The organism is Achromobacter spanius, from assembly GCF_002966795.1.
GTDB classification, from domain to species: Bacteria; Pseudomonadota; Gammaproteobacteria; order Burkholderiales; family Burkholderiaceae_B; genus Achromobacter; species Achromobacter spanius_D.
This window is the reverse complement of sequence record NZ_CP023270.1, coordinates 370,169-389,897: the sequence shown is the minus strand read 5'-3', so window position 1 is coordinate 389,897 and position 19,729 is coordinate 370,169. Positions and strand designations below refer to the sequence as shown.

Below are 19,729 nucleotides of genomic sequence, written 5' to 3'. Positions count from 1 at the left end.
GGTTGCCGGCGGGCCGTGGGGTTCGCCGGACCGCGGTCATGCTTTCATCGCGGGCTGACAGTGAGCGTGTCGCCGTTGACCATGGCCCTGATCTTTACCGGCCCGGTGGCGCCCTGCTTGGCCGGGATGTTCCATTGGCGCGCGCGATTGGCCAGCGCATAACCCAGCAGTCCCTCCACCTGGGCGACAGGCTTGCCGGCCGAATTCAGGATTTCCAGCGCGGCCACCTGCGCATAGCGGGTGCCGCTGTTCGACACGCGCACTACCCAGTCGCCGCCCGAACGTTCCGCGCGCCAAGCCAGCTCGGGCTCGGGCGACGGCGTCGTGCCGGCCACGAACACCGGCACCGAATAGCGCAGGCGCAGCACCACGCCATTCACGCCTGGCGAGGACGGGTCGGGAATCTCGTCGATGATGAGGCGGAACCCTTTCTGCAGCGACGGCGCGTCCTTGGACACGCGCACCAGCCGAACCAGTTGCTCGCCGCCGGGCGGCACCTGGATGATGGGTGGACTGGCCTGGATGTCCTCGGTCGGCGACAGCACGTCGTCGCCGTCCGCCTGTTCCCAGCCGTAGATGCGCACCTGCCCGTAGATCGGCGTGGATCCGGGATTGCGCAGCATGATGCCGCTTGCGCCCTGCGTGGGCGCAAGCTCGACCAGCACCGGAGAGATCTGCAGGGCAGCCGCCACCGCCGCGCCGCCCCCGCCTGCCAGGCAGACGGCAAGCAGCGCCCGAAAAAACATCCGCATCGGGCTGCTCCCTTAGAAGTAGACCGTCGCGGTGACTGTGGAGGAATACGTGCCGGGCGCCGGCGTGGTCTGCGCGGGTACGACGCCGTTCACCTGGATGGGCTGCGCGGCGCCGGTGCCGGTGCCGCCCACGCGAGCCGCAACGTCGGCATCGCCCCACACGACGGTCGTGCTGCCTGGCTTGTAAAGCTGATAAGCGACCGTCGCGGTATTGGCGCCGGTGCCGCTCAGGAATCGCTGGGCTTCCGTCGATCCCGTACCCGTGCCCGCGTTCAGGCCGACGGTATACGGGGTGGTATTGCTGCACGTGACGGACAGATTGGTATTACCGGTGACCGCAGAATTCAGCACGCCCTGACTGCCGAAACTGAGATCAGTCGCAGAAATGACGCAATTCGCGGTAATGGTGAGTGTGACGTTGAAATTCGCGGTGGCTGTCTGAGCGAGCGCTATGCCGGGCGCCGCACCACCGATAAACAAACACAAAGTCGCTGCGCGCAAGGTCGGGCGTTTCATAAGGAATGCCTCCAGGTATACGGTTGCACCATCAAACCTGCTGGCGATAATCGTACGTCCAAATAATGGTATGCGGCACCAAATAGTTTCTTATACCGGGGGTATTTATTACGATTATTAACCAATCAGTCCGGAATATCGCACCGCAATATCCGACCGCTCCTATGCAACTGTCGGAATTTTCGCTGTACATATTGTTGTGATTGAATTTCCGTCGCAGTTTCATTAAGTGACAATTAGCCGCTGATTATCCAATTGGATAATCGCTTCGCGTGGGCCGGTTTATCGGACGCGCACATCCCGATTGCCGCGGCCGGCGTGCCGGCGCCGCCGCGCGTCCCGCCCGACATAGGCGATGAATTCAAACGGCGCATTAGAATCAGTCCCTACGACTCCGGACGCTCCGCCCGGACGCCCTCGCAGCGCAGCCCATTCATGCTCTCGTTCTCCCGCAGCACCGTCTACCCGGCCGGCGTCGGCCTGCCCGCCGCCGAACGGCTGGGCGCACTCATCGCCGTCATGCTGGCGGTCTGTATGGCCAGTCTGGATACCGCCATTGCCAACACCGCGCTCCCGACCATCGCGCGCGACCTGCAGGCCAGCGAGGCGGGTTCCATCTGGGTGATCAGCGGTTATCAGCTGGCGATGGTGGCCGGCCTGCTGCCGGCGGCCGCGCTGGGCGAGATCCTGGGACACCGGCGCGTCTACATCGTGGGGCTCGCGGTATTCACGCTGGCCTCGCTGGCAAGCGGCCTGGCGCCGTCCCTGCCCGTGCTGGTGGCCACGCGCATCCTGCAGGGGCTGGGCGCGGCCGGGGTGATGAGCGTGAACGGCGCGTTGCTGCGCTTCATCTACCCCTCGCATATGCTGGGCCGCGGCCTGGGCCTGAACGCCATGGTGGTCGGACTGTCGTTTGCCGGCGGCCCGACCGTGGCGTCAGCCATCCTGCTGCTCGGGTCCTGGCATTGGCTGTTTCTGGTCAATTTCCCCGTCGGCATCCTGGCGGCGGTGCTGGCCCTGCGCGGCCTGCCCGACACCACGCGCTCCGACCACGGGTTCGACGGCTTTGCCGCGCTGCTGTGCGCCATGGCGCTGGGGCTGCTTGTGCTGGCGACCAATGAACTCGCGCACGGCGCGCCGTGGCCGCGCGTGGCGCTGGAGGGCGGCCTGGCGGCGGCCAGCCTGTGGCTGCTGATGCGGCGCCAGGCCGGGCACCCCGCGCCCATCCTGGCGGTAGACCTGCTGCGCCGCCCCTTGTTTGCGTTGTCCGCGGCCACCGCAGTGTGCGCGTTCGCCGCCCAGGCGTTGGCCTTCGTGTCGCTGCCGTTCCTCTTCCAGTCGGTGCTGGGCTACAGCCAGGTCCAGACCGGCTTTCTCATCACGCCATGGCCCGTCGTCGTGGCCTTCATGGCGCCGATCGCGGGGCGGCTGTCCGACAGCTACCCGGCGGGCATGCTGGGCGGCGTGGGGCTGGCCCTGTTGGCGCTGGGCATGGCGTTGCTGGCGCTGATGCCGGCCGACCCGTCGGTGCTGGACATCTCGTGGCGCATGGCGATCTGCGGCGCGGGCTTCGGCTTTTTCCAGTCGCCCAACCTGCGAGCCATCATGACCTCCGCTCCAGCGTCGCGGGCGGGCGGCGCCAGCGGCATGATCGGCACGGTGCGCCTCTTGGGACAGGCCTCCGGCGCGGCCATGGTCGCCGCGTGTTTCAACGTGTCGACGACGCACGGCGCCATCGCAGCCTTGTGGCTGGGTGGCCTGTGCGCCGGGCTGGCCTGCATCGCCAGCTTTGCCCGCCTGCGGTTCGACGCGAGCGAACCGGTGCAAACGCCGGCGCCGCGCTAACGCGCCGGCAGCCCCATGACAACGTCATCACGCAACACTATTGCCGTTCGTGTCGATATATTCGACCGCCGAATCGACATATTCGTAAGATGTGCAACATCCGCTAAATAAGGTTCTGGCGGGGCCGTTGTCCTTATGCAGGCTTGCTGCACCTTTGGGACGACGCGCATGACACAGTTTCTGAAAAACATCACCATCCGCCGCATGATCCTGGGCACCTTGCTCGTGATCAGCCTCTTCATCGCCGGCTTGTCGGCCATCAGTGTCCATGGGCTGCGCAGCGCCGGCGAAGCGCTCGCAGCCAGCAACGAACTCCTGCACGAGGTATCCGCGCTTTCCCGCGTCAACGACCAGATCATGCGCGCCCGGCTGCGGCTGTCGCGCCAGTTGGAATATGTGGCCGAGGGCCAGAAGGACCAGGCCGCGGCGGAAGGGCGCAGCATCGACACCGCGCTGACCGAAGCCAGAAAGCAGCAGGCGCAGTTCATCGAGCTGGCCCGCCGCGACGCGCCGGCGGCGCTGCTGGACGCCATGCGGTCCGGCTTTGATGCGCTGGCGGACGGTATTACCATGCAGCGCCAGCATCTGGAGGCCGGCGCCGTGGACAAGGCTCGTGCCCAGGCGGCCGGGCCGGTCGTCACCGCCAGCCGCAGTTTCGGCAAAAGCATGGAGGAATACGAGGCGTACGCCAAGGCGCGCGAAACCCAGCTCTGGGCCGACGCCGACGCCAACCGCAGCCAGGCCTATGTCGGCATGGGCGTGGTGCTGGGCATCTGCCTGCTGCTGCTGATTCTTGGCGACCGCTACGTCGTGTATTTCGTCAAACGTCCGCTGGATTCGCTCAAGGGCCATTTCCAGCGCATCTCGGGCGGCGACCTGACCACGCCGATTCCGTCATTCGGCAAGAACTGCGTGGGTCAGATCATCCCCTTCCTTCAGGAAATGCAGGCCAGCCTGGTGCGCACCGTGCACGCCGTGCGCGACGGCGTGGTCGAAATCAACACGGGCTCCAGCGAGATCGCGGCGGGCAACCAGGACCTGTCCAGCCGTACCGAACAACAGGCGGCGTCGCTGGAGGAAACCGCGGCCAGCATGGAGCAACTGCTGTCCACCGTGACCAGCAACGCTGAAAACGCCCGGCTGGCCAACGAAATGGCGAGCACCGCGTCCGAGGTGGTGCAGCGCGGCGGCAACGCCGTGCAGGCCGCGGTCAACACGATGCGCGAGATCGCGCAGGATTCCAGCCGCATCGAGGACATCGTTGGCGTGATCGACGGCATTGCGTTCCAGACGAACATCCTGGCCCTGAACGCGGCGGTGGAAGCGGCGCGCGCGGGCGAGGAAGGCAAGGGCTTTGCCGTGGTGGCCGCCGAGGTCCGGTCGCTGGCCCAGCGCAGCGCCAGCGCCGCCAAGGAGATCAAGCAACTGCTGGACGCCTCCGGCGCCACGGTGCAGGCCGGCTCGGCGCAGGTCGAGGCCGCGGGCCTGACGATGACCGAGATCCTGGAGACCATCGAACGCCTGACGATGCTGGTGAACGACATCGCCACCGCGTCCAACGAGCAGGTGACCGGCATCGACCAGGTCAATACCGCCGTCACGCAGATGGACCAGGTGACGCAGCAGAACGCGGCGCTGGTCGAGGAAGCGGCGGCGGCCGCGTCGTCGCTGGAAACGCAGGCGCAGCGGCTGCAGGCGGCGGTCAGCGCATTCCGGCTGCCGGCGCAAGGGCAAGGCGCCGCGCAGCAGGCGGTGCCCGCCTACGGCCAGCCGGCGCTGTTGCCGGCGTGATGGACTATTCCTTCACGTAGCAGGGATACAGCGCCTGCTGCGCCCGTGCCCGGACGGGGTCCACGTCGAACGCCACGATGGACTCCGTATCGGTGCTTTGCGCCAGCGGCTCACCGCCCGGCTGGAAGGCAAACGCCATGCCGCCGAACACCTGGCCTTCGGCCGTGCGCCCGGCGCGGTTCGAACTGACGACGTAGCAGCCAGACACCAGCGCGGCCATCGCGCCCGCCGTCAGCCAGCGGCCGCTAGACGCGCCGCTGGCGCGCGGCACGACGATCAGCTCGGCGCCGTCGCGGCCATAGCGGCGCGCGCGTTCGTTGAACATCAGCTCGGTGCACAGCAGCACACCGACGCGGATGCCCCCCACATCGGCGACCTCGAACCCTTCTCGCGCGCTGTGAAACCAGGCCGCCTCGAAAAACCCCGGCTCCTGCGGAAAATACTGTTTGTGATGCAGCGCCGCATAGCGTCCGCCCTGCAACGCGAAGGCTTCATTGGCAAGCCGGTCGCCGGCAAACACGGGGCGCGAAGACACGATGGCAGGCACATTCAGCGCCGCCAGCGCGGCAAGACCGGCCTCGTGGATGCGCACCGACTCGGCAGCCAGCGCGGCGTCATAGGACGGCAATGCCGCCAGCCAGGGGCCGAACGGCATCTCGTTGGTGACCAGCAGGTCGGGCGCCAATTCGTGGATGCGATCGGCGATGCCTTCCCAGTTCGCGCCTTCCGGCATCAGCCCGGCCGGGCCTTCCATCATGCAGATCCGCATGCACACCCCTTTTTCGAAGCGCCGAAGATGCGCTGTTGTCGTGGCTTTGGTGGCGCTGACGCGTTGTTTACAACTACGCGACGCGCATCAGACCGCGCGCGGCGACAATTCGATCACGCACGCGTCGATGCCGTGTTCCGCGCAAAGACGATACTGGCCAAGCCCATCCCGTCCTTCGGCGTGCAGGCAATCGTAGCGCGAGGCCAACCGATGCTGCGCGCCGTCCCGTTCAACCGTCAGATCGGCGCCGGCATTGAACACCAGCACGCTCGTCGCGCTGCTGTGAAACACGCAGGGCTCCGCGCCGCGCACCCATTGCAGGCGGGCGTGCCAGAGGTTGGGCGCGTAGATCAGGTTGAAGTCGCGGATGGGGCCGTCGAGCAGGCGGCACGCCACCTGCGCGTCGCCGGAAAACGCATACGCGATGCGCGGTGCCAGCGGCGACTGGCGCTGCCCGTCCACCGTCAGCTCGATGCCGCGGCCTTCCAGCACGGTGATGACGCGCTGGTAGCCGCCAAAGGCAGAAAAGCCGCCATCCTGCGCCACATCGGCCAGCGAAATACGCCAGCCGAACGACGCCGTATCGCCGCCCGGATTGCAGACAATCTCCTGCGTCGTGCCCCCGCCATTGCGCCACGGCATGCGGGGATAGTCCGCGGCCCGGTACAGCCGCACGTCGGAGGGGATCATGGCCACGGATAAGTCCTGTTGGGTCGAGCGAAAGACAGGCGAAATTATAGGTGGCCTGGACGCGCCGCCCCGGAATTCGTATACTCCCCCCCTGTATCGAATCGGAGCCTGCCGTGCCGCACTCCCCAGAAGAAAAGAAACGCGTTGTCACCCGCCTGCGCCGCATTCAAGGGCAGGCGTTAGCATTGGAACGCGCGGTGAACGAAGGCACGGAATGCGGCGCGCTGCTGCAGCAGCTCGCGGCGCTGCGCGGCGCCACGAACGGCCTGATGGCCGAAGTGCTGGAGAGTCATCTGCGGGAAACGTTCCTGCAGTCTGCTCAGAAAAGTCCGCCGGACCCCAGGCCCGAGACCAAATCGCAGATCGATGACCTCATGCGCATCGTCCGTTCCTATCTGAAATAACCCCATCTACGTGGAGCATCGCTATGAAATCACGCGCAGCAGTCGCATTCGGCCCCGGCAAGCCCCTGGAAATCGTTGAAATCGACGTCGCGCCCCCGCAGCGCGGCGAAGTGCTGGTGCAAATCACGCACACGGGCGTCTGCCACACCGACGCCTTCACGCTGAGCGGCGACGATCCCGAAGGCCTGTTCCCCGCCGTGCTGGGCCATGAAGGCGCGGGCGTGGTGATCGAAGTGGGCGAAGGCGTGACCTCGCTGAAGCCCGGCGATCACGTCATTCCGCTCTACACGGCCGAATGCCGCGAGTGCAAGTTCTGCCTGTCGGGCAAGACCAACCTGTGCCAGAAGGTGCGCGCCACGCAGGGCAAGGGCGTCATGCCGGACGGCACGTCGCGCTTCAGCTACGAAGGCAAGCCGCTCTATCACTACATGGGCTGCTCGACGTTCAGCGAGTACACCGTCGTCAACGAAATCTCGCTGGCCAAGATCAACCCGGCGGCCCCGCATGAAAAGGTCTGCCTGCTGGGCTGCGGCGTGACGACCGGCATCGGCGCGGTGCACAACACCGCCAAGGTCAAGGAAGGCGACACCGTCGCGGTGTTCGGGCTGGGCGGCATCGGCCTGGCGGTCATCCAGGGTGCGGTGCAGGCCAAGGCCGGCCGCATCATCGCCGTCGACACCAACCCGAACAAGTTCGTGCTGGCCAGCGCCATGGGCGCGACCGACTGCATCAATCCCAAGGACTACGACAAGCCCGTCCAGGAAGTCATCGTAGAACTGACCGACGGCGGCGTGGACTTCTCGTTCGAATGCATCGGCAACGTGCACGTGATGCGCGCCGCGCTGGAATGCTGCCACAAGGGTTGGGGCGAGAGCATCATCATCGGCGTGGCCGGCGCCGGCCAGGAAATCAGCACGCGTCCGTTCCAGCTGGTGACGGGCCGCGTGTGGCGCGGTTCAGCGTTCGGCGGCGTCAAGGGCCGCACGCAGCTGCCGGGCATGGTCGAGGACGCGATGAGCGGCAAGATCGATCTGGATCCCTTCGTCACCCACACGCTGCCGCTGGACCGTATCAACGAAGCCTTCGATCTGATGCATGAAGGTAAGTCGATCCGGACGGTGATCCACTACTGACGTAGGCGTTCTCGCGGTAGACGCGTTCGGTATTGCCGACGAAGGTCGCCAGCGAGAACTCCTTGAGCGCCGTGCTGCGCGCATCCACGCCCATGGCGTGCAGCACGCCGCGGTTCGCCAGGATGTCCGACAGCGTCCGGGCCACCGACTCCGGGGACCCGGGCGGCACGATCCAGCCATTGCGGCCTTCGGTGACGTTTTCCGTCAGGCCGCCCACGCTCGTCACGATGACCGGCTTGCCCGCGGCCATCATCTCGCGGCACGCAAACGAAATCGTCTCCAGCCGGGACGACAGCACAAACCCCACATCCAGCGCCGCCAGCACCGGCTCGACGTTGTCGAGCATGCCGGTGAAGACCACCTGATCCTGCATGCCCAGTTCGGCAACCTGGTTGAGCATGTCGTCGCCCGGCATCGCGCCGGCGATCAGGATGGCGACCTGCTTTCTCTGCCCGGCGGGCAGCAGGGACACGGCCGCCACCATGTCGATCCAGCTTTTGTAGTCCGCCGTGCCGGCATTGCTGCCGATCACCAGCCGGTCGCGCAGCGCGGGCGGCAGAAAGCGCGTGCGCGCGTTGACGGTTTCCGTGCGGCAGGCCGGACGGTATTTCTGGGTGTCCACGCCGTTGTGCACCACGCGCAGATCTTCGTTGCGGAACACCGATTGCCGCATGCGCCGGAACGTGTGGCTGCACACGCAGATGACGCGGTTGGTGCCCCACTTGGCCCGCACGCGCACGCCCAGACTGTTGGCGTCGCGGTCGTTGTGCTGCGTGTACACGATGAACGGGCGCTTGCGTCCCATGCCCATGGTGGCCAGCATGCACAGCCGGTGATCGGCGGAACCGTTGACGTGGATGACGTCGAACTGTTCCTGGCGCACCAGGTGGCGCAGGCGGCGCAGCGCGGCAAGCTGTTCGAACAGGCTGCCTTTGAATTCAAGGTCAACGGTGCGCAGGCCGGGCAGGGCCTCGGCTTCGGCCAAGAGCCGGCTCTTGCGCGGCGCGCCGACCGTGACCTGCGATTTCTGGCACAGGATGCGGGCCAGCGACATCACATACGTCGTGTGACCGCCGCCATCGCCCTGGTGAAAATTGGTGTAGAGGATCTTCATGATTCGGGTCTCGTCGGCGGTTGCAGGGAGGGAGCTTCAAGCAAACAGCTCCAATGCCGCTTTTCAAATATGTCGTCGCCCAACCGGCTCAGCAGCGACAGGTTGTAGACCTGGACGCCCCGCGCCCGCAGCAGCATGCCGGCCTGCCGGAACGCGGGTTCGATGTGTCCCGCAAACTGGCGGTCCAGCGCGGTGGGCAACTGCGCGCCGGCGCTTTCGTAAAAGCGCGGGCCCGCGGTGGCCGTCAGATCCAGGCCATGCAGGTAGACCGTCTTTGCGCCCAGCCAGGCCAGCAGCTGCAAAGCCGTGTAAGCCACCGTCCCGCCGCCAAACAGGCCGCGGGCGGCATTCAGGCTGAAGCCGTGCGCGTGCATCGGATGATGCGCATCGAACAGCACCAGTTCCTCGTCAGCGCGCAGTTGCGCCTCAAGCGCCTGCGGTTGCGCGCGCGGCCGCTGCGCGCGCTGGTGCACTTCCTCGAACAGCGCGATGCGGCAGCGCACCGCCCGGTCGTCGAACAGCAGCGCGATCCAGCGGTACACCTCGGGCGTCACGAACAGGATCAGGTCTTGCGCCAGCACCTCGGCCACCAGGTCGCGGCGCTTCTTGACGAACCCCGCGTCCAGCATGGCGTAGTAATCAAATCGCAGCGCCGGATGACGGGCGCGCAGGGCAATCGAGCCATTCACGCCCATCACTGAGCGCATCCGGCATTGGGTGTAATCAATCTGTCCGACGGAGGGGCCGCTCAGGATCAGGTGCGCATCGCCGCCGATGCCTCGCGGCAATGCATCCAGCGGGAGGGTCGCCGGACCGCGCACGCCATGCACATCGCAACCGGTCAGCCGCTCCGGGCCGTCGCGGCGCACGGTCACGAAGGGCCAAAGCGTTTCGTTATGACGGTCCGCCCTGGACCGCGTGTAGCGATACAAGTAGCGCAGCCCTTTGGTCACGGGGCGCGAGCGCAGCAAGCGGGGGACGAGCGCAAGACGGTGCATGATGGTTGCGCGAGTACCGCGGCGTAGCCTTACAACGGCCTGATTCTACGCAGCGCCCTCTGCGAAAACGCGAGGGGATTATGTGAGATGTAACCCTTTGAAGATTCGGTCAATCCGCCCCCAAATTTGCGCGCGGCGACGTCTGTTGCGACCCCTTCTTTCACGCGACGGAAAAAATGCAATTCCCCCGCGAGGATGCCGATGCGGCACGGCGGCCGGCCTCGTGCCGATGGCGTCCCCCGAACGGACGAGCCGTTTGCCGCCGATTACGTTTTGCGCCAAAGAAGTCGTCGTCTGATATCGTTCCGGCATCCTTCCCCGCTTTCCAAGTCCCCTCCATGAGCGCCATCCGCCCCGACCACCCCGACCTGCAGGACGCCATCGCGGATGCCATCAGCACCGCCACGCGGGGCGCCGGCCGCGTCAACATCCTGGTCGCCGGCAAGACGGGCGTGGGCAAGAGCACGCTGCTCAACGCCGTGTTCCGCGGCGATCTGGCGCGGACGGGCGCGGGCAAGCCCGTCACCCAGACCACCCAGGAATTCACCCGGCCCGGCCATCCGCTCACGATCATCGACACGCGCGGCCTGGAAGTCGGCGACTACGAGCAATCGCGCGCGCAACTGGCCGAACTGATCCAGGAACGCTCGGCGTCGGACGATCAGGACCGGCACCTGCACGTGGCGTGGCTGTGCATCCAGGACAGCAGCCATCGTGTCGAAGACGCGGAAATAGAGCTGTGCGACATGCTGGACAAGGCCGGCATCCCGGTCGTCGCGGTGCTGACCAAGGCGCGCAAGAACAGTCCTTTCGTCGAAGACGCCCGCAAGCTGTTGCCGCGCGCCCGGCAGGTCGTGGCGGTGCGCGCGCTGCCCGAATGGATCGAGGAGCTGGACGCCGAACTGCCGCCCATGGGGCTGGACCGCCTGATCGAAGTGACGGCCGAACACGTGCCCGAGGCGCAGCAACGCGCCTACGCCAACGCGCTTTCCACCCGCAACAAGAAAGCCCTGGAAGTAAAAAAAAAGCGGGCTGAGATCGAGGTGAATGTGGCCGCCGGTCTGGCCGCCTCGGCCGCCGCCGCACCCATTCCGTTCTCCGACGCCTTTGCGCTGGTGCCGATCCAGGTCGGCATGATCGCCAAGATCGGCATCACCTTCGGCATGGAACTGAACACCACCGCGATCACCACGCTGGTGACGTCCACGCTGGGCGCGTCCGCCGCCACACTCATCGGCCGCTCGGTGGTCTCGGGCATGCTCAAGTTCATTCCGGGTGCGGGCAGCGCCGTCGGCGGCACCATCGCCGCCACCACCGCTGGCGCCATCACCAAGCTGCTGGGCAATGCCTACATCGCGGTGCTGCACGACTTCTGCCTGAAGCATCCTGGCAAGGACATCGACGTCGCGATGATCGCGCAGGCGCTCAAGCAACGCGTCAAATTCTGATCGCGGGCCGATGCAATTAATTGAGTTTGTGCGACACGATTCGATAGATTGGTCTTTTTCGTGACAGTAAGGTAAATATTGCCGGCTTCACGACGTAAATCCGTATAACCCCTCTAGTCATTCAGGGCAGATCCGCGCAGCCGCGTTGCCCGACAACGCGGCCAGTGCAAGCCCGCCGCATCCAATGATCCTCGCCAATTCCGACGTCATGTACCGCCACCTGGTGCAAGGCGTCGTCGACTACGCCATCTACATGCTCAACCCGGATGGCACCGTCGCCAACTGGAACGCCGGTGCGCAGCGCGCCAAGGGCTACACCGCCGCCGAAATCGTCGGCCGCCACTTTTCCTGCTTCTACACCGAGGAAGACCAGGCGCGCGGCGTGCCCCAGCGCGGTCTGGCCACCGCGCGCGACACCGGCAAGTTCGAAGCCGAAGGATGGCGCGTGCGCAAGGACGGCACGCTGTTCTGGGCGCACGTCGTCATCGACGCCATCCACGACGACACGGGCGCGCTGATCGGCTTTGCCAAGGTCACGCGCGACAACACCGAACGCCGCGAACGCGAGCAGCAGTTGTTGAAGGCCAAGCAATTGGTCGAGCACTACAACAGCGAGCTCACGTCCATGTCGACCTTTCTGCAGGCGGTGGTGTCGCACATTCCGTCCTGCGTGCTGGTGCTGGATGCCGTGTCGCGCAAGTTCCTGCTGGCCAACCGGCAGGCCGAGGAAACCTTTGGCGGCAAGCCGGGCGGCCTGCAGGGCAAGACCGCGCAAGAAGCCCTGCCCGAACTGGTGTGCGCGTTCTTCGACCGCCTGACCAACGACGCGCTGCGCTCGGACGGCGCCATGCGCGAAGAGGAAGAGGAACTGGCCACCGCGCGGGGTCCGCGCACGCTGCACACCAAGACGCTGGCGTTTCACAGCAACGACCCGCGCTCGCGCTACGTCCTGCTGATCGCGGAGGACGTCACGGACGAGAATGCCGCCCATGCACAGGTGCGCTACATGGCGCACCACGACACGCTGACGGGCATGCCCAATCGCCGCCTGTTCCGCGACCGGCTGCTGAGCGCGCTGGGCGCAAGCCGGGACCGCTCGACCGCGGTGCTGTGCCTGGACGTGGACAACTTCAAGTGCGTGAACGACACGCTGGGCCATCAGTCCGGCGACGAACTGCTGCGCCTGCTGGCCAAGCGGCTGCCCAAGCACCTGCGCGAACAGGACACGCTGGCGCGGCTGGGCGGCGACGAATTCGCTATCGTGCTGCCCAACATCGCCGAACAGGACGACGTGCGCAAGCTGGCCGAGCGCCTCATCGAAGCGGTGCGCCAACCCTTCGAGATCGCGGGGCACACCGTGCCCGTCAGCGTGAGCATCGGCATCGCCATATCGGAATCGCAGTCGCTATCGGCCGACCACCTGCTGCGCTACGCCGACATGGCGCTGTACGAAGCCAAGCGCAACGGCCGCAATTGCCTCGCGTTCTTCGAGCCGGAAATGGAAGCCGCCGCGCTGCGGCGCCACGAGGTCGAGATGGATCTGCGCCAGGCGATCATCTCGCATCAGCTGCAGCTCTATTACCAGCCCATCATGGACGTGAGCCATGTGCGCATCGTGGGCCGCGAGGCGCTGATGCGCTGGCAGCATCCGAAGAAGGGGCTCATCATGCCGCAGGACTTCATTCCCATCGCGGAAGAAACCGGCCTGATTCACGAACTGGGCGCCTTCACGCTGCACGAGGCCTGCGTCGAAGCCATGCGCTGGAACGACCATGAAACCGTGGCGGTCAATCTGTCGGCCAGCCAGTTCACCAACGGCGCGCTGGTGTCGCTGGTGGAGTCCGCGCTGGCCAAGTCCGGCCTGCCCGCGAGCCGTCTGGAACTGGAGATCACCGAATCGGTGCTGCTCGCCAATTCCTCCGGCAACCTGGCGACGCTGCACCGCCTGAAGGAACTGGGCGTCAAGGTGGCGCTGGACGATTTCGGGACCGGTTACTCGTCGCTCGGCTACCTGCGCACCTTCGAGTTCGACAAGATCAAGATCGACAAGTCATTCACGCAAGACGTCGAATCCAGCCGCGAGGCGCTGGCCATCATCCGCGCCATCAACGGCATCGGCCGCAGCCTGGACATCCCCACGACGGCCGAAGGTGTGGAAACACCGGCGCAATTGGAACGCCTGACGGCGGAGGGCTGCTCGCACTTCCAGGGGTATCTGCTGGGCCGTCCGGTGTCGCACGACGGCGCCGCCGCCGATACCGCGCCGGCATAGGCCGCATCCGGCGCAACCCCGCGAAATAAGGCGTCTGCGGCGCGCGCCGCAGACCTATACTTTCAGAACACCGGCCGCGATGCGACGCGCCATCGCGCCGGTGTGTTGCGCCTGGCGCGCCGGCTGTTCAAGCACGCAATGCCTTTGCAGGCATGCGCGGGGAGAGCCCCATGACACGCAAGTACATCGATTGCCGCGAGTATCCGAGCGAAATGAATTGCTCGGTAGCCTTGTCCGCGGACTCGGACGAGGAACTGCTCGAAGCCGCGGTGCAGCACGCCACCACGGTGCACAAGCACGCTGACTCGCCCGAACTGCGCTCGCAGCTCAAGTCTCTGTTCCACAACGGCACGCCGCCCGCCGAAGCGCCCAGCCGAGGCTGACGGCATCGCCTGCGGGCGCGCCAGGCCGGAATTTTCTATCCGGTCCGCCGCGTCCGCCTTCCGTCCCCGTGTTGCCATGCGTCACCGCTGTCCGCGCGCTATTCGTTCTGACCGGCTTCGGCGACCCAGCACAGCGTGTTGACCAGCGCCATCTGCTCCGGCGTCTGGCAGCGCACCGAAAGCAGGGCGGGGCTGGCGACCAGGATCGCCAGCGCCTTGGCCCGCGATACCGCCACGTTCAGGCGGTTCCTGCTGAACAGGAATTCCATGTCGCGCGGCATGGTCTCGCCGCTGGAGGTGGCCATGGAAATGATCACCACCTGCGCTTCCTGGCCCTGGAACTTGTCGACGGTGCCGACGCGCGCGCCCTCGGGCAGCGCCTGCCGCAGCGTGTTGACCTGCACGTTGTAGGGCGCCACCACCAGCACGTCGTCGGGCGTCATCGGCACCGCGCGCCCGTGCTTGTCCAGATAGCGCTGCCGCATCAGGCTGGCGTATAGCGCGGCCACTTCGCGCGCCTCTTCGTCGCTGGACTGCGCGTTGCCCTCGTGCACGACCGGCACGTACCGGATGCCGCTGGCGGCCAGCGCGCCGGCGGCATCCGCGCCCAGCACCAGGCCCTGGCCCGCCGCCGATTCCGCGGCGCGCAGCCGCCCGTCGTAGATGGCCTCGGAAATGAAGCCGCAGATCGCCGGGTGCATGCGGTAGGACGTGTCAAGAAAGATGCCGCGATCGGCCGCGATGGTGGCGTGGCCATTCAAGAGGTATTCCAGCGTGGATTCGCCCGAGCGGCCGGGATGCGTGCCCTTGGTCGGCTGGCCGAGCTGCATCTGGTCGCCCAGCAGCACGATGTTGCGCGCGCATTGGCCTAGCGCGACCAGGTTCGCCAGGCTGACCTGGCCGGCCTCGTCCACGAACAGGTAGTCGAACTGCTGCTGGAAATCGGCCCGGCTGAAAAGCCACGCCGTGCCTGCCACCAGTTGATGGCGCGACAGATCGATCTTGTCGTTGGCAAAGACGTCTTCAATGAAGTCGCCGTTGAAACAGGAGTCGTCGCCCTCCTTGCCCGACTTCTTGGCGCCGGTGAACGCCAGGCCCGCCTCGCGCGCCGCCGTTTCCAGGCCAGAAAGCAGGTTGTTGATGGCGTGATGGCTGTTGGACGTCACCGCGATGCGCTTGCCTTGACGCAGCAGGTTCACCAGCACGCGCGAGCCGGTGTAGGTCTTGCCGGCGCCGGGCGGGCCTTGCAGGAATAGGGTGGTCCCGTCCATGCGGCCCACGATGTCCACGACCTGATCCAGCAGCTTCGCGCCCGAGTCGGCCAGCGCGGTGCCGGGCGGCACGCCGCCGATGCGCGGCGGCTCGTGCTTGAGCAGCGCGTCCACCGCGCGAAACGGCGTGCTGGCGCCATCGTCCGACGCGAGCAGCGCGTCGCCGTAGCGGAACATGGCGTTGGCCAGCTCGTCGATGCTGACCGGCTTGCCCGGCCCGAGCGACAGGCGCTGCGGCGGCGTAGCCTTGCGCGACATGGTGAAGGTGGCAACCCCTGCCCCAGGATCCACCGTCAGCCGGCTGATCGCCGGCCCGCCGCGCACGTCCGTACAGGCCGACCCGGTGCGCAACTTGGTCTGCTGCGGCGGGAAGCGGTAGGTGTAGCGCAGCGACTGTGCCACCGGTTCCGGCGCCACGGTGTCGTCACGCACGAGTCCGGCCAGGCATTCGTTGTCTTCCACCAGTTCGGCCTCGATGGCCTCCATGCGGGCAAACATGGCCCACCATTCCGGCTTCTGTTCGCGGCGGTGAAAGTCCAGCAACTGGTAGACCAACGCGCGAAAGCGGTCGCGGTCGGACCAGTCCAGCTCGTCGGCGGGCAGGGGGCCGAGCAGCGCGGCGCGGTACGGCTCCAGACGCAGTTCGGCCGCAGTCTTTTCGCCGACCTGGAACCGGGCGGCATCGATCTGCTGCTGCGTGTCGCGGCGGTTCGCCCAGGGCATGCCGTCGGGACGCAGCGCACACAGCCATTCGCGCAGCTTGTACGTGGACAGCACGTCGTCGCGGTTGTAGTCGGCGATGTCCTGCAGCAGTTGCGCCTCACCGGTGCGCTTCCAGCGCTCGTAGTAGACGATGCTGGCGCCGGCATTGGTCACGCCGCCCGCGCGCTGCGGCAGGTAGAAGTGTTCGATGTTCTTGATCGAGTACCCCGGCTCGGACACGCGCACGCCTTCGCGCACGACCTGGTACAGATCCACCAGCTTGTTCATGCGCAGCAGGTTGTCGACCTCGGCCTCGCGCGTGGCGTGAACCGACATCAGCTTCTTGATCGCCGTCGCCTCGTAGGGCGCGTAATGGTAGATGTGCGCGTCGGGATGGCGGTGCAGGCGCGCCACGACGTAGTCGATGAAAGCCTGGAAGGCCAGCTTCTCTTCGCCGCGATTGTGCGCCCAGAACGGCACGAAGCGCTCCTGGCCATCGTCGATGACATACAGGCCAAACAGGTATTCCAGCCCGCCTTCCTCCAGCGGATCGCCTTCCATGTCGAAGAACATATCGCCCGCGTCCGGCTGCGGCATGCGTTCAAAGCCGCGCAGCGTGGTGTCGCCCGGGTCTTTGGCGATGCGGTCCCAATGGCGGCCGCCGTCGGTCCGGGCGCGCAGCTGCAGCGCCGCCTGCGATCGCAGCTTGGAGAGGATGGCCGGTTCCAGGCGCGCGACCGCCGCATCGGGAGCCAGCTTGCCCAGTTGTTCCAGCGTGCGGATGCCCTGGGCGTTCAGCTTGCGGATCTGCTGCAGCGTGATGTTGGCGACCAGCGACAGATGGTCGTCGTCCGCGCGGCGGGCCTTGCACAGCGGGTCCCAGCGGCACTGGGCGCATTTCTCACAGGGATCGGGATAGGTGGCCGCGTCGTCGCGCTGATCGACGTGCACCTCGAAACGGCGCATGACCTGGCGGAAGTAATGCGCATAGTCGGCCACGCGCAGGGATACCTCGCGGCCGCTGCCCAGAACCACATGCATATGCAGCGGCGCCGCGCCCTGTTCCAGGCCCAGCAGCCACGAATAGAACGAGAGCTGGATGGCGAACTTGGCGCGTGCCGACCGCGCCAGCTTGGTGTCGCTGGCCTCGTAGCTGTAATCGCCCAGGCGCGAGGGGCGAGCGGTCTTGAGCAGGAAATCGGCATGGCCGATGTACTGGCCGTGGCGAAACGCCGCCTGGTAGATGACGTCGGCGCCCTCTGCCATGGCCTCGCGCGTGCGGGCCAGGCGCGCGGCCAGCCCGCCGCCCGCGTCGCTCACGTCCACGATGTGCCGGCCGCCCGCGCGCAGGCGCTCGAGATACGCGCGCTCGTGGTCCAGCCCTTTCTGCTGGATCAGTTCGAGCTGTTCGTCCTCTTGCGCAGCCGGCAGCGGCGATTCGAGATTGAGCAGATCCAACGTGGTCAGATGCTCGCATTCCAGGAAACCGACCAGGTCGGAAGCGGAAAACAACAGGCGGTCGCCGGTTTTTTGCATGGTGCGTATAGAGGCCGGACGCGATTTTCGGAGGCCAAGAATAGCAAAACAAGGATCCGGACATTATCCGGCGAACGTCCACGTAATCGCCTGAAATTCGTTCCGATTAATTCAACCCTCAAATGTCCAAATGCGGTTTCATAATCCAGGCTGTTTCAGTAATTGGAAGCGACATGCCTGGTTGGTTCGATTTGATTATCTGCAGCCTTGATCGCGCCGGATTTTGCGGCCTCTTTTGCGGTGGCGGGCGGTTTGCATGAAACTTCTCACCCTCGATATTTCCGATTCCCTGGTGCAGACGCTGCGCGCGGCGCGCCTCATCGTCGTGCTGACGGGCTCGGGCTTGAACCCCGCCAGCCGACTGCCGCAAAGCCGCGATGGCTTGCACGGCCTGTGGGCGCGCTACGACGCCGAGGCGCTGGCGTCGGCCGCCGGCTTTCAAAACGATCCGTCGCTGGTGTGGGCCTGGCACGAGGAGCGGCGGCGCCGGGCGCTGCTGGCCACGCCCAACGCGGCGCACCGCGCCATCGCCACGCTGGCCGAGCGCGTGCCGGGCACGTTTGTGGTGACGCAGAACGGCGACACGCTGCATGAACAGGCGGGCAGCCCGCGCATCCTGCATCTGCATGGCCGGTTCGACCAGCCGCGATGCTCGGGCTGCGGCATGTCCCACACGTTGACCGCCCCGCCGGAAAAGCCCGCGCGGCATGGCCCGTATCCCGCGCCGCCCGCCTGCCGCATCTGCGGCGACCTGGTGCGTCCGGGACGGCTGTGGCACGGCGAGGCGCCCGCCCCCCCGGTCTGGCGTGTCGCCAAGGGATTGGCGGCCAACGCCGATCTGGTATTGACGGCCGGCGCGTCGTGCCAGACGTCCGCGGTGGCCGAACTTTGCTACGAGGCGGTGGGACGCGGCGCGCAGCTCGTGCAGATCAATCCCAATCCGACGACGCTGGATCGCGTGGCCAGTCACAGCATCCGGGGCGCAGCCGAGAAAGTGCTGCCGCTGCTGCTGACGCGCGCCTGGCCCGCCGATTGAAACCGCGGGTGGCGGACTAAAGGTAGCGACGCGCCAGTTCGCGGGCTTCGCGGGCGAAACGGTCGCGAATGACTTCGGGTTCCAGCACCTCGATCGAGGACGCATGCCCGTGCAGCAGTTGCCACAGCATGACGGACGGGCGCACGGTGGCGGTCAGCGTGAAGCCGTGCTCGTCCTCGTCGATCACCTGGTCCGCCGAGAGCCAGAATTCGCGCAGCGGATGGCGCTGGCGCCGGCCATCGTCCAGCACGGGTTCGGCGGCGTGCAGCCGGATGCGGGTTTCCTCGCCCGGATCGAAATTCAGGGCTTCCTCGCGGCGCACGTAGTCCTGCAGATCGAACGTGGGATCCGGGTCGGCGGCCTCGTCCAGCAGCCGGACCTCGGACAGCCTGTCCATCCGGAACAGAAACCGCCTGCCCGGCTGACGCGCACCCCACGCCACCATGTACAGCACGCCGGCGCGGTCGACCATCGCCAACGGCGTCATGACATACAGGCGGTCGGCGGGCGCCTTCTCGCCGAAGGGCGTATTGCGAAACGACAGCTTGCGGTTGTAGTACAACGCGCCGCTGACCTGCCGGTAGACCTCGGCGGGCACCGTGGGCAGCACGGTGGGATGGGTGCCGTCGATGCGCAGGATCTTGCGCGCCCAGTCATGTGCCGGCCCGATCGCGGGCTGGGACCGGTGTGTTTCCAGATAGCGCCACGCGCTGTCGAACGTGGTTTCCAGATCGTCCAGCACGACGGCCGGCAGGTGGCGGTCGGCCACCTGCTTGAGCGCGCACATCGCCATTGCCATGTTCGCGTTCATGTTCTGAATGTGGAAATCGGTGCGCCGCAGGGTGCTGTACCAGAGCTTGCCGCGCGTGGCGCCCACGCTGCCGACGCTATCCAACTTGAGCAGCGTACGGCGAATCTGCTTGTCGCCGGGCACCGGATTCTGCAGCGCGGCCAGCCGGTCGCGGATTTCCGCCATGCCCATGCCCATCGCCATCGCATCGGTTTCTTCGTTCCGGACATACGGCAGGATGCGCAGCAGGTTGTCGACAAGCGTCTGGTTATGTCCCAT

The 19,729-nt window shown here is 66.4% G+C and carries 16 protein-coding genes; 8 read left to right on the top strand and 8 right to left on the bottom strand.

The features are described from left to right. Positions 1-44: 44 nt before the first annotated feature. Complete coding sequence (locus CLM73_RS01735) at positions 45-752, bottom strand: molecular chaperone (protein WP_105237061.1); 708 nt, start codon at positions 750-752, stop codon at positions 45-47. A gap of 12 nt (positions 753-764) precedes the next feature. After that, a complete protein-coding gene (locus CLM73_RS01730; RefSeq protein ID WP_105237060.1) occupies positions 765-1,268 on the bottom strand; it encodes a spore coat U domain-containing protein in 504 nt (167 codons plus the stop codon). Positions 1,269-1,703: 435 nt separating this feature from the next. Between CLM73_RS01730 and CLM73_RS01725 the strand changes: the two genes are divergently transcribed. Together CLM73_RS01725 and CLM73_RS01720 are read left to right on the top strand one after the other, a co-directional pair. Then, positions 1,704-3,113, top strand: coding sequence for an MFS transporter (locus tag CLM73_RS01725; protein WP_105237059.1), 1,410 nt, complete (start codon positions 1,704-1,706; stop codon positions 3,111-3,113). 168 nt (positions 3,114-3,281) lie between these two features. Then, positions 3,282-4,904 carry a methyl-accepting chemotaxis protein gene (locus CLM73_RS01720; protein WP_105237058.1) on the top strand — a complete coding sequence of 541 codons (1,623 nt, stop codon included), beginning with the start codon at positions 3,282-3,284 and terminating at the stop codon, positions 4,902-4,904. Positions 4,905-4,908: 4 nt separating this feature from the next. Here CLM73_RS01720 and CLM73_RS01715 read toward each other — a convergent pair whose 3' ends face one another. Both CLM73_RS01715 and CLM73_RS01710 read right to left on the bottom strand, forming a co-directional pair. Further along, positions 4,909-5,673, bottom strand: a complete 765-nt coding sequence (locus tag CLM73_RS01715; RefSeq protein WP_105237057.1) for a carbon-nitrogen hydrolase family protein — start codon at positions 5,671-5,673, stop codon at positions 4,909-4,911. 87 nt (positions 5,674-5,760) lie between these two features. Continuing rightward, positions 5,761-6,363 (bottom strand): HutD family protein, encoded by a 603-nt coding sequence (locus tag CLM73_RS01710; protein WP_105237056.1) that lies wholly within the window; start codon positions 6,361-6,363, stop codon positions 5,761-5,763. 113 nt (positions 6,364-6,476) lie between these two features. Between CLM73_RS01710 and CLM73_RS01705 the strand changes: the two genes are divergently transcribed. Next, the gene (locus CLM73_RS01705) at positions 6,477-6,767 is read left to right on the top strand and encodes a metal-sensing transcriptional repressor (RefSeq protein ID WP_105237055.1); all 291 of its coding nucleotides are present in this window, start codon (positions 6,477-6,479) and stop codon (positions 6,765-6,767) included. A gap of 23 nt (positions 6,768-6,790) precedes the next feature. Continuing rightward, positions 6,791-7,900, top strand: coding sequence for an S-(hydroxymethyl)glutathione dehydrogenase/class III alcohol dehydrogenase (locus CLM73_RS01700; RefSeq protein ID WP_105237054.1), 1,110 nt, complete (start codon positions 6,791-6,793; stop codon positions 7,898-7,900). On the opposite strand, the gene CLM73_RS01695 is transcribed toward CLM73_RS01700, so the two are convergent. Both CLM73_RS01695 and CLM73_RS01690 read right to left on the bottom strand, forming a co-directional pair. Beyond that, entirely contained in the window at positions 7,839-9,014 is a 1,176-nt protein-coding gene (locus CLM73_RS01695) for a glycosyltransferase family 4 protein (RefSeq protein ID WP_105237053.1), read from the bottom strand. The genes CLM73_RS01700 and CLM73_RS01695 overlap by 62 nt on opposite strands. Next, a complete protein-coding gene (locus tag CLM73_RS01690; RefSeq protein ID WP_105237052.1) occupies positions 9,011-10,012 on the bottom strand; it encodes a hypothetical protein in 1,002 nt (333 codons plus the stop codon). Before CLM73_RS01690 ends, CLM73_RS01695 begins: the two co-directional genes overlap by 4 nt. A 338-nt stretch (positions 10,013-10,350) precedes the next feature. Here CLM73_RS01690 and CLM73_RS01685 point away from each other — a divergent pair, with 338 nt between their 5' ends. The 3 genes from CLM73_RS01685 to CLM73_RS01675 all read left to right on the top strand — a co-directional run bounded on the left by CLM73_RS01685 (position 10,351) and on the right by CLM73_RS01675 (position 14,115). Beyond that, positions 10,351-11,460, top strand: a complete 1,110-nt coding sequence (locus CLM73_RS01685; RefSeq protein WP_105237051.1) for a YcjF family protein — start codon at positions 10,351-10,353, stop codon at positions 11,458-11,460. A gap of 184 nt (positions 11,461-11,644) precedes the next feature. Beyond that, positions 11,645-13,732, top strand: a complete 2,088-nt coding sequence (locus CLM73_RS01680) for a putative bifunctional diguanylate cyclase/phosphodiesterase (protein WP_105237050.1) — start codon at positions 11,645-11,647, stop codon at positions 13,730-13,732. A 170-nt stretch (positions 13,733-13,902) separates the two neighbouring features. Continuing rightward, a complete protein-coding gene (locus CLM73_RS01675) occupies positions 13,903-14,115 on the top strand; it encodes a DUF1059 domain-containing protein (RefSeq protein WP_105237049.1) in 213 nt (70 codons plus the stop codon). A 98-nt stretch (positions 14,116-14,213) separates the two neighbouring features. Here CLM73_RS01675 and CLM73_RS01670 read toward each other — a convergent pair whose 3' ends face one another. Further along, positions 14,214-17,624, bottom strand: a complete 3,411-nt coding sequence (locus CLM73_RS01670) for a TM0106 family RecB-like putative nuclease (RefSeq protein ID WP_105237048.1) — start codon at positions 17,622-17,624, stop codon at positions 14,214-14,216. 256 nt (positions 17,625-17,880) lie between these two features. On the opposite strand from CLM73_RS01670, the gene CLM73_RS01665 reads away from it, so the two are divergent. Continuing rightward, a complete protein-coding gene (locus CLM73_RS01665; RefSeq protein ID WP_105237047.1) occupies positions 17,881-18,660 on the top strand; it encodes an SIR2 family NAD-dependent protein deacylase in 780 nt (259 codons plus the stop codon). Between the two features lie 16 nt (positions 18,661-18,676). On the opposite strand, the gene CLM73_RS01660 is transcribed toward CLM73_RS01665, so the two are convergent. Next, entirely contained in the window at positions 18,677-19,729 is a 1,053-nt protein-coding gene (locus tag CLM73_RS01660; RefSeq protein WP_105237046.1) for a helix-turn-helix transcriptional regulator, read from the bottom strand.